This window comes from Pseudomonas sp. 31-12 (assembly GCF_003151075.1).
Classification (GTDB): Bacteria; Pseudomonadota; Gammaproteobacteria; order Pseudomonadales; family Pseudomonadaceae; genus Aquipseudomonas.
The window spans coordinates 535,295-550,362 of the sequence record NZ_CP029482.1; the positions used below are offsets into that span (position 1 = coordinate 535,295).

Below are 15,068 nucleotides of genomic sequence, written 5' to 3' on the forward strand. Positions count from 1 at the left end.
AGCAGGCAATGCCAGGGGCTGGCGCCGTCAGAGAGCGGCGCCAGCCAGGCAAGTCAGAATCAATAGATGCTGAACGGGAAGTACTTGTCGTTGATCTTCTTGTAAGTGCCGTCCTCGACGATTTCTTTCAAGGCAAGGTTCAGCCTCGCGCGCAGGGTGTCGCCTTTACGCACAGCGATACCGATCTTGTCGCTTTCTTCCACCGGGTCGCCCTTGAATTCATACGAACGACCGGCGTCGCTTTTCAGCCACTCATAGTTGACGTACTTGTCCGCCAGGATGCCGTCCAGACGACCGGAAGTCAGGTCGAGGTAAGCGTTTTCCTGAGTGTCGTAGAGTTTGACTTCAACGCCGGGCATGTTGTCTTCCATCCAGGTGCCAGCGAGGGTCGCACGTTGTGCGCCGATCACTTTGCCCTGCAGAGAGTCCTTGTCGGTTTTGAACTCTTTGTCTTTCGGCGCGATGAACTGCAGTTTGTTCGAGTAGTACGGTTCGGTGAAGTCCACCGCTTGCTTGCGCTCGTCGGTGATCGACATCGAGGAGATCAGGAAGTCGAACTTCTTGGCGTTCAGGGCCGGGATGATGCCGTCCCAGTCGGACGTGACCACGGTGCAGTCGACTTTCATCTTGGCGCACAGGGCGTCGCCGATTTCTTTGTCGAAGCCGACGACATTGCCACTGGCATCTTTGTTGTTGAACGGCGGGTAGGCCGCTTCGATGCCCATCTTCAAGGTTTCGGCGGCGGCACCGGCGCTGAACGCCAGGGTGACGGCGGCCGCCAGGAAGATTTTTTTGTAGTTCTGCATGCGGTTAGCTCCGTTAGCGGTTGCTGGACATGAATTGTTTGCAGCGCGCCGAAAGCGGGTTTTCGAACACCTGCTGTGGCGATCCTTGCTCTTCTACCAGGCCCTGGTGGAGGAACACCACCTCGCTGGACACCTGACGGGCGAAGCCCATTTCATGGGTGACCAACAGCATGGTGCGGCCTTCCTCGGCCAATGCGCGGATGACATTAAGTACTTCCTGGACCATTTCCGGGTCAAGGGCGGAGGTGGGTTCGTCAAACAGAATCACCTTCGGCTGCATCGCCAGCGTGCGGGCGATGGCGGCGCGTTGTTGCTGGCCGCCGGACAGTTGCGCCGGATAGGCGTGGCGTTTGTCAGCGATGCCGACCTTGGCCAGCAGGGCTTCGGCGACTTCGATGGCCTCGGCCTTGCTCTGGCCGAGCACCCGACGCGGGGCTTCGATGATGTTGTCGAGCACGCTCATGTGCGGCCACAGATTAAAGTTTTGGAACACAAAACCAATCTCGCTGCGCAAGCGGTTGATCTGCTTGCCGTCGGCAGCGACCAGTTCGCCGTTCTTGGCGGCTTTGAGCTTGAGTTCTTCGCCGGCCACCAGGATCTGGCCCTGGTGCGGGTTTTCCAGCAGGTTGATGCAACGCAGGAACGTGGACTTGCCGGAACCGGAAGAACCCAGGATCGAGATCACGTCGCCGTCGCGGGCGGTCAGCGAGATGCCTTTGAGCACCTCAAGCTGTCCGTAGCGTTTGTGCAAGTTGCGGATTTCAAGCGCGGGCGTGGCCTCAGCCATGTGCGTTCCTCATAGTGTTTCGCTCCTGCTGTTGGTTGGCCTTCCTGGCGAGGCGGCCAAGCTAGCATAGCGTTCGAATGGCAGCCAACAGCGCTACGGGCGGTAAACGGGTGGCATGTGGCAGGTTGTCGCATCGGTACAGCAGACTGTCGCGCTGCTATCAACCGAACAGCCGTTTGAACCAGCTGCCCCGAGGGTGTCGCGTAAAAAAGGGCGCGATGTTGCCAGCTTTGACGGGGTGTTGGAAGCGCTAACCGGCCAAACGTTCCTGATCTGCACTTTTATTGTGCGTCGTAACATTTTCCGGTGTGTTTCTGGTGCGCTGGTTCGTTCCCAAAGTGAGTCGCAGGGTAACGCTCTGGCGAATTGCCATTAATCTCAAGGACTTGCGATGACTGTCCGGTCACGCCACAGCCCCCGCGCATAAGGAGTTTGAAACATTTTGGCGCAATTATTGCGTGCAGAATCCGAAACGCCCTGTTGGTTTCTTTTTACGAGAAGGAACGCCAGACGGGATGGATGCAAATCGCTTTCCCTTACAAAGGTAGTTTCAATGAGCAGTACCCCAAGCTCCAATGGCCTCGAACAGGGGCTCAAACCGCGTCACGTGACCATGTTGTCGATCGCCGGGGTTATCGGCGCAGGGCTGTTCGTCGGCTCGGGCCATGCCATCGCCGCCGCCGGTCCGGCTGTTCTGTTGGCTTACGCTGCCGCCGGTGCTCTGGTGGTTCTGGTCATGCGCATGCTCGGCGAGATGGCTGTTGCGTCGCCAGATACAGGCTCCTTTTCGACCTACGCCGATCGCGCGATCGGTCACTGGGCGGGTTTCACCATCGGCTGGTTGTACTGGTGGTTCTGGGTGTTGGTGATTCCGCTGGAGGCCAACGCCGCCGCGACTATCCTGCATGCCTGGTTCCCGAATGTGGCGATCTGGGCCTTCACCTTGGTCATCACCTTGCTGCTGACAGTGACCAACCTGTTCAGCGTGAAGAACTACGGCGAGTTCGAATTCTGGTTCGCCCTGGTCAAAGTCATCGCGATCATCGGCTTCATTGGCCTCGGCATCATGGCGATCTTCGGCTTCTTGCCGAACAGCCAGGTCAGCGGTGTTTCCCATCTGTTCGACACTCAGGGCTTCCTGCCAAACGGCATGGGCGCGGTACTGGGCGCCATTCTGACTACCATGTTTTCCTTCATGGGCACCGAGATCGTGACCATCGCGGCCGCGGAATCGAAGAACCCAGGTCAGCAAATCTCCAAGGCCACCAACTCGGTGATCTGGCGGATCGGCCTGTTCTACCTCGTGTCGATCTTCATCGTCGTGGCCCTGGTGCCATGGAATGACCCGGTGCTGGCCGCTGTCGGTTCCTATCAGACCGTGCTTGAGCGTATGGGCATCCCGAATGCCAAGCTGATCGTCGACATCGTGGTGCTGGTCGCTGTGACCAGCTGCCTGAACTCGGCGCTCTACACTGCATCGCGCATGATGTTCTCCCTGGGCAAGCGCGGTGATGCACCGGCCGTTTCCCAGCGCACCAACAAAAGCGGCACGCCGTACTGGGCCGTCATGTTGTCCACTGGCGCCGCGTTTCTCGCCGTGTTCGCCAACTACGTGGCCCCGGCTGCGGTGTTCGAATTCCTGCTGGCCAGTTCTGGCGCCATCGCGCTGCTGGTGTACCTGGTGATCGCGATTTCGCAACTGCGTATGCGCAAACAGCGTATGGCTCGCGGTGAAAAAATCGTCTTCAGCATGTGGCTGTTCCCGGTCCTGACCTACGCGGTGATCATCTTCATCGTCGCCGCCCTGACCATCATGCTGTTCCAGGAAGCCCATCGCGTGGAGATCCTCGCGACCGGTCTGCTGAGCTTGTTGGTCGTGGCTGCGGGCCTGTTTGTGGCGCGCCGTCGTCGCAACGAGAAGTTGATCGCAGCGGTAGCGCGCTGAGTGTCTTGACTCAAGACAAGCGCTGTTAAAGCACAGAAACGACCGCCATCAGAAATGATCGCGGTCGTTTCTGCTTTTATTCAGGCGAGTTATCGAGCGGTTACCTGATGGACACGATGATGGCGAGATAGTAGCCTTCTCGCCGAATGTGTATCTCGCTGTTGCGGGATGCAATGGAGTTTCAGGACACGGATTGTTCGACGCCCCCAGCCTTTCTGGCTAAAGCCCCGACCCTTTCTTGCCTGCTTCCCTCATCTGACGCGAGTCATAGATGCATTTACGTGTGTTTGCCGTTTAAAGAGCTGCATGGAGATAGCCCGGCCATTCAGCCAACCTATTGGGGCATCAAGGAGTCAGGCATGGCGTTTACATCGGTTGTGTTCAAAAACCCTAACACCGGTGCCATGAAAGAAGCGCCAATCGGCTTCTCGTGGACCGTATTTTTCTTCGGCTTTTTCCCGGCCTTGTTCCGTGGTGATTTCAAGTGGGCGGCGATCATGTTCGTGGTGGCCTGCTTCACGTTCAGCCTCAGCAACCTTGTGTTCATGTTCATCTACAACAAGCTGTACGTGCAGGACCTGATCGGTGCCGGTTACAAGGCTCAGTCCATCGCCAAAGGCGATCTGAACTATGCCAGCGCCAAGATCGGTATTGAAATTCCGCGTCTGGAAGGTGTTGCTGCCTGATTGTTGTTAGTCAGGTTAAAAAAACGGCCGCTGTCAGTGATGACAAGCGGCCGTTTTTCCTTTCAAGGCGAGTTTTATTCGCTCTTTTCTTCCTGCGCATCCAGCGACTGACGATAGCTGTCCAGCGCATCGCCAAAATCAGTGATGAATTGCGGATCGGTCAGCCAGGCTTGAGCGGCATCGCGGTCCATGCCGTCGGCCCACATGCGGTAGTCGATCAGCATGTCGGCAGCCAGGTGAGTGGCGGCCATGGCTTCGTTGTCGGCGTTTTCCATGTCCAGCAGTTCTGGATGGTCGCTGATGATCCCGGCGAGGTCTGTCAGCAGGGCCAGTAGCATGTCGTTGCGGCTGATGGCTTCGGCGTCGCGCATTTTGCTGAACATCGCCAGGGTGTATTCCGGGATCGGCTCGCCGATTTCGCCCAGGTCATCGTCCAGCGCGGCGGGTTTGCGGCCGTGGATGTTGATCTGTCTGGCTTTGATCTTGGCCCGCTTGGCGCGTTTTTGCTGCTTGTTCAGGGATGCCATTAAATTCAGTTCGCTTTCTGTTGGGTTTGGGCCGCAATGACGTCGGACGCCGCGACGTAGTCAGCCTGGAAGGCCGGTGATTCGATCCACGCCAGGGCGCCGGCTTCATCGGCCTCGGTGGACCATTGGCGATATTCGATCAGCGCAGCGAGGATGAAATCCATCGCGCCTTCTTCGCCTTCCTGCTCGTACACCAGTTCCAGCAGCGGGTCTTCGAGGAAGGCCAAGCACATCGCTTGCTGGCTGGTTTTTTCGGCATCGATCATTTTCTTGAACAGTTCGGTCAGGTCCACCGATTCGAAGTCGATGCGATCATCGTTCGGGTCCAGCTCGACCGGCGCGGCAGCCCGCTGGGTGCGGTTTTGCTTGGCCTTTGCCTTGGCGCGGGAAGCGCGTTTGTTCTGCTTGTTGGCGGATGCCATGGGTGAAATTCCGTCATTCGGTGAAAGGGGCGGGTCAATCAGTTGCGTGGCACTCGCCGCCCGGGTGTATCGGGGGCCAGTTCGCCGGTCTGCAACCAGGACAATGCAATGGGCCATAGTGTGGCTTGGTATGCGCTGCGAAAAAAGGCGAAATGTCCGACTTCTTCTTCGCCGATGTCTTCCGGGGTGATTCGCAGGTGGGTGTTTGTGCTGCCGGTGAAGTAGCCGAGCAGGCGTTCAATGGCGGCGATCGTACCGTAAGGATCGTCGCTGATGCTGATGGCCAGGGTTTTTGCGGTGACTGATGCAAAGGGAAGCCGGCCGGTTTTTGCGTGCATGACACGACCGCTGGGCCGCGTTTCGTAGCGCGCAGTGGGCGTGCTCCAGTCGCGAACCACTGCGGCGGGCGTGTCCTCCAGCCAGCCGAGACGTTTGCCGGGGAAGTAGCCGTAAAGCAGGGTCATCAACGGCATCACCACGTGCCACTTGCCGAACATCCGCCAGCGATGGGTGGGCGCATAGTCGCGCCAGTACGCGAATTGCGCGCCGACCGTCACCAAGTGCCGAATCAAATGCCCAGACGCTCCCAGGCCCGCTGCACAGCCTCCAAAGCTGTGGCCGACCACGTCGATGGGCTGGCCAGGGAATTCGCGCTGAGCGCGCTTGAGCATCGCCTCGAAATCCAGCACGCCCCAATCAGACCAGGACGCCTCCAGCCCTTTCAACGACGTTGGCCGCGATTCGCCGATGCCGCGGTAGTCATAGGTGATGACATCGAAGTCGTTGGCGAACAGGTAGTCGGCGAAGCGCGAATAGTGTCGGCAACGAACCGAGGTGGCCGCGTTGATGATGACGACCGGGCGCGCGCTGTCCTGAGAGGCGTGCCGCCAAGTGAAGCCGCCGAGGATGAAGGCGTCTGCGGCGGGCTCCTTGAACGGTTCGCCAGCAGTGTCAGTGGTCAGCGACAACTCGATTTGAGTCGGTGACAGTGAAGGCATGTCCTGCAAATTCATCGGCTTTGGACCTTTGCGGGTAGTTGCCAACGATAGTCCTCACACCGTTTGTGAACAATCCGCCCGTCGTTTTCACATCTTGCGATTGAGCTGTCGATCCTCAAGTAGGGCCCGTTCCCGATCCAGTTCCGCACGAAGTTCCTCTTCGCTCGGCAGTACCGGCTTGTACTTACTGGCGAACAGTTGCTCATTGCCCTCCAACACTGAATAGCGCACCACCGACTCATCTTTCTGCGCGCAGAGAATGATGCCGACGGTAGGGCCGTCCTCCGGTCCGCGTTTGAGGTCGTCGTACATACGCACGTACATGTCCATCTGGCCGACGTCCTGGTGGGTCAGTTCGCCACGCTTGAGATCGAAGATGACGAAGCAATTGAGCAGGTAGTTGTAGAACACCAGGTCGATGTAGAAGTCTTTGCTGTCGGTGCTGATGCGTTGTTGGCGGGCGATGAAGGCAAAGCCTTTGCCCAGTTCAAGCAGGAAGGCTTGAAGCTGCTGGATCAGTGCTTGTTCGAGATCGGTTTCCTGGGTCAGGCCTGCGTCGGGTAAACCGAGAAACTCCAGCATCACCGGATCCCTGATGAACTCCCGAGGGTGTGCGTTCATTTTCTGGATGTTGGTAGCGGCTTCCTGTTTGACGGCAGGGCGGTCGCGGCTTGCTAGCAAGCGTTCGTAGTAGAGGGTGTTGATCTGGCGTTCCAAAGCGCGGGATGACCAATTTTGAATGGCAGATTCGTTCATGTACCAATGGCGGGCGTGTTCGTTATCGACACGCAGTAGCCTGCGGTAGTGGGTCCAGCTCAATTCGTGACGCAGTGCGTCACACTTTGGGAAGGCTTGATAGAAAAGGCGCATGTAACGGAGGTTGGAGGCGTCAAAGCCCTTCCCAAACTGTGTTGTTAAAACCTTGGCTAACGTCGGCAGCAACTGCTTGCCGTACTCAGCCCGCCGAGCCCCCTCCTGCTCAAACTCGACAATATGCCTTCCAATCTGCCAGCAAGTTTGTACCTGAACGGTATCGACCGCTCGCAATACCTTCTGGCGTGCCTGAAGTATCAATTCCCCAAGGTTTCCCACCAGAGAGGCGAGTTGTGGGTCTTGAGTGTTTTCGGTTTTGACGATGCTCATGAAGTCTTCCGCGGCTGGAGGAACAGGCGAAAGAGAATGCCAAGAGAGGGCAGGGTGGCGATGCAGGGCGTGGCCGGGAAATCCGCAGGAAATGCCGGATTCGTTTTGCAGGATCGTGCCGACGGCTGCGCGTGTTTGAGGAATACAAGGCGTAGTCCATTTCGCAGTGAGCTCAAGGTCGAATCAATCTAAAACTTGGACATCGCCCGGCAAATCAAAAGTGAAGGATCAGGAGGGCGCTGTGAAGCCCAGGAGTCGTCATCATGAAGTACCTCCATTCACTCATGTTGCCCATCGTCGCTATTGGCCTATTGATGTTTCCAGCCACGTCGTGGGCTGCGAGCCTCGAGCCCATCGATAGTTCAGGCGTGCAGATTCAGCGTCAGGAACAGAATGGGATTACCTATTTGTCCGGCGGTATTGGCGAGGATGAAGCGAAGGCCATTCAGCAAACGACCGGCTACAACCTGCACATGACCTTTTCCATTGGGCCGGAGGGCAAATATGTACCTGATGTGGAATTGGTTATCCAGAGTGCTCAAGGGCAATCAGTGCTGACACTCAGTCAGGCAGGGCCTTTGGTATATGTGCAGTTACCGGCTGGCAAGTACACCGTCGTCGCCACCCGTAACGGTGAGGCAAAGCGCGACACGACAGATGTCGACAGCGCTGGTGTGCGTAATCTGGTGTTCAACTGGAAGGGTGATGAGTGACGGTGGCAGTCCTTCGAGACTGCCGCCCGCCGATTGATCAGGCTTGCGTCGTCTGGCCGCGCAGGATCAGTTGTTTGCGCTGTTCTTCAGGCAAGTCGTTGATGCAGTAATTCACGTAAAAAATGTTCAGGAAGAACGTATAGAACCCGTTCATGCGCAAGTCGATTTTGTGCTCGTTGAGGGCGTATTCCGACAGCGCGTTTTTGGCCTTGAAGGCCCACACGATGTACAGCGCGTTCAATGCGATCAGCAGAATGCCGGAAAGCGAGTCGAACAACACGTCGCCCAGGTTCGACAGCGCGCCGCTCCAGCCAAGGCAGACGGCGACCCAAATAATGTAAGTGTCGTCGACCACCTTGATTTTCGTCGTTTCGTTGATCTTCTGGTTGCTCTTGTACAACCACAACAGCAAGTAGATCCCGGCGGTCGCAATCGACAGCAGGACCATGTTCAAGGTTTTGGTGTTGACCTTGTCTTTCAGTTCATTGATGTCGGACATAACTGTTCCATGTTCAGGGCTTTCGAGAAGGGAGCGTGCCTGCTTCGGGCCGTCGAACAGGGGAGCATTTTGCGGGGAGGGGTGAAAAGCACGCACTCCTTGCGCTGTCTCTATCCTGTATCGACTGATTCGGATGCGGGGGCATCAGGATCAATGTTGGCTATATTCCATGCACGCGCAAAATCATAGCACGGTGCCATCATCGTGCCCGAGTACTAAAGAGTGATTGTTTTTCCGGCATCTTTGCTGCGGTGGATTGTCGTTATCAAATCCCAAGCATAAAAAAACCCTGAATCTTGCGATTCAGGGTTTTCGGTATTTGGTGCCCAGAGACGGAATCGAACCGCCGACACGGGGATTTTCAATCCCCTGCTCTACCGACTGAGCTATCTGGGCAACGGGGCGCATTAAACGGGTTTTTCAGGGGGTCGTCAAGCAAGTTTTCAAAAAAAATTTAACTATTACCGTCGCTTACGTTCCGACCCCCAATAAAACGGGATTATTCAGCCGGCGGAACGTAGCCGTCAGCCTTGGCGTATTCCTCGCCGGAAAAGAACTTGTCCATCTCGCCCTGAAGGTATTTGCGGTCTTCGGCGTTCATCATGTTCAGGCGTTTTTCGTTGATCAGCAGGGTCTGGTGTTTCTGCCAGTCGGCCCAGGCCTTGGCCGAGACGTGGTCAAAAATGTCCTGACCTTTGGTTCCCGGGAATGGAGCGCGCTCCAGGGCGGGCAATTCTTCTTTGTACTTGCGGCACATGATGGTGCGGGTCATGACGACTCTCCTGCGTTCAATACGGCGGCCGCGCGTTCGAGCAAGGTTTTGACCGGGGCGGCAAGGCCCAGGCGCGGCGGGGTGGCGAGGTTATACCAGAGCCAGTCGGCCTCGGCCACGTGATGGCCGGCCTCCTGGACCTGAACCAGCCAGGGTTCGATGGACAACTGGAAGTGGCTGAAGGTGTGGACCAGGCTCGGCAGCGCTTGTTGGCTGCCCAGTTCCAGCGAGTGCTGCGTGGCCAGATGTTGCAGGTCGTCGAGGTCGTCGAGTTCCGGCAGGCTCCAGAGACCGCCCCACAAGCCCGTGGAAGGCCGGCGGTAAAGCAGAATCGCGCCTTCGCCGTTGGCGAGCATCGGCATCAACGTACGCTTCTGTGGCACGGTTTTGCGCGGCTTGGGAATCGGGTAGCGGGTTTCCAGGCCGAGCATGTGGGCTTCGCAGCCCTTTTTCAGCGGACACAGCAGGCAGCTCGGTTTGCTGCGGGTGCAAAGCGTGGCGCCCAGATCCATCATCGCCTGGGTGTAGGCGTTGACCCGATCATGCGGTGTAAAGCGCTCAGCGTTCGCCCACAGCTGCTTGGCGACTTTCGGCTCGCCCGGATAACCCTCTTGCGCGGTAAAGCGTGCCAGGACCCGTTTGACGTTGCCGTCGAGGATCGGCGCCCGCAGGCCCATGCTCAGGCTGGCGATAGCACCGGCCGTAGACAGGCCGATCCCCGGCAACTCGACAAGCTTTTCGACATCCCGGGGAAACTCGCCACCGTACTCCGCCACGACAATCTTCGCCGTCTTCTGCAAATTGCGCGCGCGGGTGTAGTAACCGAGGCCGGTCCACAGGTGCAGCACTTCGTCTTCCGGCGCAGCGGCCAGCGCCTCGACCGTCGGCAGCGAGGCCATGAACCGGTCGAAGTAATTCAGCACGGTGCTGACCTGGGTTTGCTGCAACATGATCTCCGAGACCCACACTCGATACGGCGTGATGCCTTGTTGCCAGGGCAAATCGTGGCGGCCGTGGCGGTCGTACCAGTCCAGCACCGCCGATGAAAACTGCTCGGCTCTCATCGCTTGAACAGCCCCTTCAGCGCGTCTTTCAGTTCAGGGCTGACCTTGTCGCCAAGCTTCTCGTCGATTTTTTCGCTGATCCGCTCGCCCGCCAGCTTGCTTGCCACCTGGCCCATGCGTTCGTTATCGAGGCGGCAAGCCTTGGCGCCCAGCTCAAGCGGGCCACGGCAGCGCAGCGGCCATTCGATGCCGACGAACTTCTCGCCGACCTGGCACGCCGGGTCCGGCATGTCGCTCTTGTCGCCTTCGACGATGACGCCGACGCGGTAATCCATGCCCAGCACCCGCAGGTCGACATCGCCATCACCCTTCACGGTCATGCCCGGGATGCGCACTTTCAGGTCAGGGTTACTGGCCACGCCGTTACGGAACGTCAGGTTGCCGTTGAGCTCCTGGAATGGAGTGTCCTTGCCCCGTGGCTCGCCGCTGAGGGATTTGCGGTTCAGGGTGGCGATGCCTTTGCACAGCTGTTGCTCGAGGTTGGCATTGAGCAGCACGCCGTTGTTGATGACGAAGCTGGCATTGCCGTTGAGGGTCTCGATCAGCGCTTGCTGGCTATTGCCGCTGCCAGTCAGCGCACTGTTGAGCGTTACCAGGCCTTGGACCGGTGGATTCTTCCCTTGGCTTTCGAGGATTTTTTCCACCGGCACTTTAGTGATGCGGGTCTGCATGTTCAGCGCCGGCACTTCCTGGCGCACGTCCAGAGTGCCCTTGGCTTCGAAGTTGCCGCCGTACAGATCGCCGCGCAGGTTCTCCAGGGTCAGCAGGCCGCCTTGGCCGGTGGCCTTGAGTGCTGCGTTCTGGATCGGCAGTTTGTCGAGGGTCAACTGGCCGAAGGTCAGGTCGGCGTCCACGTCGAGTTTTCTCAAGCGTTCTACCGGCAACAGGCGTTCAGTGCTCCATGCGGTTTTGGTCGGTGCGGCGGGCAACGGTGTGCTGCCGGCGCCTGCCATGGCATCGGCCTCTGTGCTGGCGACTTCGGCCTGGCGCACTTGAGTCGCGCTGTTGGCTTCGGCGGATTTTGGCGGCAGGTAACGGTCGACGTTGAAGGTGTCAGCCTTGAGGTTTGCGCGCAGCGATTGCTTGGCGAAGTCCTCGACGGCGATGCGGCCGCTGAAGCTGCTGTCGTCGACTTTCAGGTTGATGTTGTCGAGCGACAGGCTCGCAGGCGTGCCCGCCAGACGGCTGACCAGCTCGACCTTGCTCAGGCTGCCTTCGGCCATGACCGGGAGTTTCTGGCCGATGCTGTCGACGAATTTCGCCAGGTCGAACTGGGCGATCGAAATGCCGCCGCTGATTTGCGGCGTCTTGTCGAGGTCGTTGACCTTCAGTTCGCCCAATGCGCGCAATTGGTTGGCGGAGATTTTGATGCCGGTCCATTCGGCGATGTTCGCGGCTTTATCCAGCAGCAACTGGCCTTGGGCGGCGAAAGTCATGGTCTTGCCTTGCAGCGGATCGCCGGCGACTTCGCCGGAGAGTTTCATGTCTTCGAATTTGTAGCGCTGCAAGGCGCGTTCGAAACGCAGCTCGCCATTGAGCTCGGTGCGTACGCGCAAAACCGGCTGATTGGTGCCGAGGAACGCGGTGAGCTTGACCGGGATGTTGGTCGAGTCGTGGACCGGGCCGGTACTCAGCTGGATGCTTTCGGCGCTGAACTGCTTGCCGGTCTTCTCGTCGTTGTATTCAACGCGGGCGTTGTTGACGGTCAGGCTGTCGATGTCCAGGCGAATCGGCTGGGCCGGTTTTTCCGCCTGGGCGGTGGTGTCTGGCGCAGGAGCCGGTTCGCCAGGCGTGGCCGCTGGGGTAGCTGGCGCCGGGGCCTTGCCGATGTCTTCCCAGTTGCCATGGCCATCTTTGTCGCGGCTCAGGCGCAGGTTCAAGCCTTCGACGCGTACGTCACTCATCTGCACTTCGCGGCGCAGCAGCGGCAGCACGCGCACGGACAGGCCAAGCATCTGCAAGTCGGCGAACGGCTCGGTGGGCTTGGCCAGAGTCGCGACACTGGCTTCGTGCAATTCCAGGCCAAGCCACGGGAACAGGCTCCAGCCGATATCGCCATTGAGCGTCAGCTCGATGTGGGCCTTGTCGCGGGCAATCTGGCGAATCTCGTCTTTATAGTCGTTGGGATCGAAGAGGTGGGTCAGGGCAAAGCCCAGCGCCACAATGATCAGCAACAGCCCGAGAAGTACCAGACCCAGGATTTTGCCGAACGCTTTCATGGGCGAGTCCTTGTAGTTAGTCGAATTCGAAATTTAGCCGGGGAGTATAGCGCTCCGAAGCGGACGACCGGTCAGCGATCACGCCGGCAACACATCCAGCGGCACTTTCAGCTTGGCGGCCAGGGCTTGTGCTTCGAGATGCCCGGCAGGTGCAAGCAAACGCAATGTCGCGCCCGATTGCGACGCCATCTTCTGCGCTTCGTTCACCATCCGCTCGGCAACGCCTCGACGACGGGTAATTTTTCGCACGCAAAGTTGGGACAAGTGCCAGACGTCCTGGTGCCGTTGCAAACGGGCCGCACCGAGCAGTCGATCATTGAAGCGTCCGGCGATCAGCGAACCGTCGCCCAGGCAGCCTTCGATCAACTGTACATCCCCGGAAAACGGGGCGAACAGCCAGTCCGGGGCGTCGCGGTAAATCTTTTGCAGGTCTTGCTGATCCTGATAAGTGGCTTCGTTCAGCGGCTCGACAATGATCGGCATGGCGGTTCCTTCAGTGGTACGAGAACAGACGACTTACAGAAAGGTGATATCACTTTGGTTTTTCTGTCACGTACAGATGGTAACCTCTGCCAGTTCGTCCGTCCTTCTGCGACGTGATGTCGCACCAAAATGGAGCTTCACCCTGAAAAAGACAGTCATGCGTGCGCATAAGGCTGGGGGCGAAGAGTGGCTGGCGAACCATACTAATAATTGGGGGATACACAATGACCACGAGCATCACGGCGGACGGCCTCAAAGCCGATCAGCCCGCGTTCCTGTCCAAGGAACGCATCATCGCCAAGCCCGGTTTCAACCGTTGGCTGGTTCCACCGGCCGCTTTGGCCATCCACCTCTGCATCGGCATGGCCTATGGCTTCTCGGTGTTCTGGCTGCCGCTGTCCAAAGCCTTGGGCGTAACCAAGGCAGTGGCCTGCGCACCGGACATGAGCTTCATCTCGCAAGTTTTCTCGTCGCAATGTGACTGGCCGATCTCGATGCTCGGCTGGATCTACACCCTGTTCTTCATCTTCCTCGGCTGCTCGGCAGCGATCTGGGGCGGCTGGCTGGAACACGCCGGGCCGCGTAAGGCTGGCGTTGTATCGGCTTTGTGCTGGTGTGGCGGACTGCTGATTTCAGCGCTGGGGGTATATACCCACCAGATCTGGCTGATGTGGATCGGCTCCGGGGTTATTGGCGGTATCGGTCTGGGGTTGGGTTACATCTCGCCGGTGTCGACCCTGATCAAGTGGTTCCCGGACAAGCGCGGCATGGCGACCGGCATGGCAATCATGGGCTTCGGCGGTGGTGCGATGGTTGGTGCTCCACTGGCCGCAGCCTTGATGGGTCACTTCGCTTCGGCAGAGAGCGTCGGCGTATGGCAGAGCTTCCTGGTGATGGCCGCGATCTACTTCGTGTTCATGATCGGTGGCGCACTGTCCTACCGCGTGCCGCCAACCGGCTGGAAGCCTGAAGGCTGGACTGCTCCGGCGAAGAAAGCCTCGAATGCGATGATCACTCACCGTCACGTCCACGTGAATGTGGCGTGGAAAACCCCACAATTCCGTCTGGTGTGGCTGGTGCTGTGCCTGAACGTGTCGGCGGGTATCGGCATCCTGGGCATGGCTTCGCCACTGTTGCAGGAAGTCTTCGCTGGCAAATTGCTCGGCACTGACCAGACGTTTGGTCAGCTGGACGCCGCGCAATTGGCGTCGATTGCTGCCATCGCTGCCGGTTTCACCGGTTTGTTGAGCCTGTTCAACATCGGTGGCCGATTCTTCTGGGCTTCGTTCTCGGATTATCTGGGCCGTAAAAACACCTATTTCGTGTTCTTCGCCCTCGGTTTCGCGCTGTACGCGTTGATTCCGAACCTCGGTCACCTGGGCAACGTTGCGCTGTTCGTGGCGGCGTTCTGCATCATCTTGTCGATGTACGGCGGTGGTTTTGCGACCGTGCCGGCTTACCTGGCGGACCTGTTCGGTACGCAAATGGTTGGCGCGATCCACGGTCGTCTGCTGACGGCATGGGCAGCGGCGGGCGTGTTGGGTCCGGTGTTGGTGAACTACCTGCGCGAGTATCAGCTGAGCATCGGCGTTGAACGCGCTGCGGCTTACGACATCACCCTGTACATCCTCGCGGGCCTGCTGGTGCTGGGTTTCCTGTGCAACCTGATGGTTCGCCCGGTGGCCGACAAGTACTTCATGACCGACGCTGAACTGGCCGCCGAACAGGCGCTGGGCCACGACAAGGGTGCTGATGCCAGCACCGTGCTGGAGTGGAAAGCGGATGCGGGCACCAAGCCGTTGGCAGTAGCTGCGTGGCTGGTGGTGGGTATTCCGTTGGCGTGGGGTGTTTGGGTGACGCTGCAGAAGACCGCGGTCCTCTTCCACTAATAAACGTTTAGCGCATTACCCCTGTGGGAGCGGGCTTGCTCGCGAAGAGGGAGTGTCAGTCGACATAAATGTTGGCTGACACTGCGCATTCGCGAGCAAGCCCGCTCCCACATTT

General features: G+C 58.6%; 15 protein-coding genes and 1 tRNA gene. 4 read left to right on the plus strand and 12 right to left on the minus strand.

Features of this window, described 5'->3' with window-relative positions; translation table 11 throughout:
* Positions 1 to 59: 59 nt before the first annotated feature.
* Positions 60 to 806 (minus strand): ABC transporter substrate-binding protein, encoded by a 747-nt coding sequence (locus DJ564_RS02510; protein ID WP_109627446.1) that lies wholly within the window; start codon positions 804 to 806, stop codon positions 60 to 62.
* A gap of 13 nt (positions 807 to 819) precedes the next feature.
* The gene (locus DJ564_RS02515; protein ID WP_007897462.1) at positions 820 to 1,593 is read right to left on the minus strand and encodes an ABC transporter ATP-binding protein; all 774 of its coding nucleotides are present in this window, start codon (positions 1,591 to 1,593) and stop codon (positions 820 to 822) included.
* A gap of 553 nt (positions 1,594 to 2,146) precedes the next feature.
* Between DJ564_RS02515 and gabP the strand changes: the two genes are divergently transcribed.
* Together gabP and DJ564_RS02525 are read left to right on the plus strand one after the other, a co-directional pair.
* Entirely contained in the window at positions 2,147 to 3,538 is a 1,392-nt protein-coding gene (gene gabP / locus DJ564_RS02520; RefSeq protein WP_109627448.1) for a GABA permease, read from the plus strand.
* A gap of 359 nt (positions 3,539 to 3,897) precedes the next feature.
* Positions 3,898 to 4,224 (plus strand): hypothetical protein, encoded by a 327-nt coding sequence (locus DJ564_RS02525; RefSeq protein ID WP_094469599.1) that lies wholly within the window; start codon positions 3,898 to 3,900, stop codon positions 4,222 to 4,224.
* Between the two features lie 74 nt (positions 4,225 to 4,298).
* Here DJ564_RS02525 and DJ564_RS02530 read toward each other — a convergent pair whose 3' ends face one another.
* The 4 genes from DJ564_RS02530 to DJ564_RS02545 all read right to left on the minus strand — a co-directional run bounded on the left by DJ564_RS02530 (position 4,299) and on the right by DJ564_RS02545 (position 7,314).
* Positions 4,299 to 4,751 (minus strand): hypothetical protein, encoded by a 453-nt coding sequence (locus DJ564_RS02530; protein WP_109627449.1) that lies wholly within the window; start codon positions 4,749 to 4,751, stop codon positions 4,299 to 4,301.
* Positions 4,752 to 4,756: 5 nt separating this feature from the next.
* Complete coding sequence (locus DJ564_RS02535; protein ID WP_109627451.1) at positions 4,757 to 5,173, minus strand: hypothetical protein; 417 nt, start codon at positions 5,171 to 5,173, stop codon at positions 4,757 to 4,759.
* A 38-nt stretch (positions 5,174 to 5,211) separates the two neighbouring features.
* The gene (locus DJ564_RS02540) at positions 5,212 to 6,186 is read right to left on the minus strand and encodes an alpha/beta fold hydrolase (protein ID WP_109627452.1); all 975 of its coding nucleotides are present in this window, start codon (positions 6,184 to 6,186) and stop codon (positions 5,212 to 5,214) included.
* A gap of 72 nt (positions 6,187 to 6,258) precedes the next feature.
* A complete protein-coding gene (locus tag DJ564_RS02545; RefSeq protein ID WP_109627454.1) occupies positions 6,259 to 7,314 on the minus strand; it encodes a YhcG family protein in 1,056 nt (351 codons plus the stop codon).
* Between the two features lie 263 nt (positions 7,315 to 7,577).
* Here DJ564_RS02545 and DJ564_RS02550 point away from each other — a divergent pair, with 263 nt between their 5' ends.
* Positions 7,578 to 8,027, plus strand: a complete 450-nt coding sequence (locus tag DJ564_RS02550; RefSeq protein WP_109627456.1) for a hypothetical protein — start codon at positions 7,578 to 7,580, stop codon at positions 8,025 to 8,027.
* Between the two features lie 37 nt (positions 8,028 to 8,064).
* On the opposite strand, the gene DJ564_RS02555 is transcribed toward DJ564_RS02550, so the two are convergent.
* The 6 genes from DJ564_RS02555 to DJ564_RS02580 all read right to left on the minus strand — a co-directional run bounded on the left by DJ564_RS02555 (position 8,065) and on the right by DJ564_RS02580 (position 13,064).
* Positions 8,065 to 8,526 carry a DUF4234 domain-containing protein gene (locus tag DJ564_RS02555; RefSeq protein WP_109627458.1) on the minus strand — a complete coding sequence of 154 codons (462 nt, stop codon included), beginning with the start codon at positions 8,524 to 8,526 and terminating at the stop codon, positions 8,065 to 8,067.
* 320 nt (positions 8,527 to 8,846) lie between these two features.
* Positions 8,847 to 8,922 (minus strand) — tRNA-Phe (locus DJ564_RS02560).
* 103 nt (positions 8,923 to 9,025) lie between these two features.
* Positions 9,026 to 9,298: an oxidative damage protection protein gene (locus tag DJ564_RS02565; protein WP_109627460.1), complete on the minus strand. Its 273-nt coding sequence runs from the start codon at positions 9,296 to 9,298 to the stop codon at positions 9,026 to 9,028.
* Positions 9,295 to 10,362 carry an A/G-specific adenine glycosylase gene (mutY, locus tag DJ564_RS02570; protein ID WP_109627461.1) on the minus strand — a complete coding sequence of 356 codons (1,068 nt, stop codon included), beginning with the start codon at positions 10,360 to 10,362 and terminating at the stop codon, positions 9,295 to 9,297. The genes DJ564_RS02565 and mutY overlap by 4 nt, the downstream gene beginning before the upstream one ends.
* Positions 10,359 to 12,581, minus strand: coding sequence for an AsmA family protein (locus DJ564_RS02575; RefSeq protein ID WP_109627463.1), 2,223 nt, complete (start codon positions 12,579 to 12,581; stop codon positions 10,359 to 10,361). The genes mutY and DJ564_RS02575 overlap by 4 nt, the downstream gene beginning before the upstream one ends.
* A 78-nt stretch (positions 12,582 to 12,659) precedes the next feature.
* The gene (locus tag DJ564_RS02580; RefSeq protein ID WP_109627465.1) at positions 12,660 to 13,064 is read right to left on the minus strand and encodes an acetyl-CoA sensor PanZ family protein; all 405 of its coding nucleotides are present in this window, start codon (positions 13,062 to 13,064) and stop codon (positions 12,660 to 12,662) included.
* Between the two features lie 224 nt (positions 13,065 to 13,288).
* On the opposite strand from DJ564_RS02580, the gene DJ564_RS02585 reads away from it, so the two are divergent.
* The gene (locus DJ564_RS02585) at positions 13,289 to 14,953 is read left to right on the plus strand and encodes an OFA family MFS transporter (RefSeq protein WP_109627467.1); all 1,665 of its coding nucleotides are present in this window, start codon (positions 13,289 to 13,291) and stop codon (positions 14,951 to 14,953) included.
* The last annotated feature ends 115 nt before the right edge of the window (positions 14,954 to 15,068 follow it).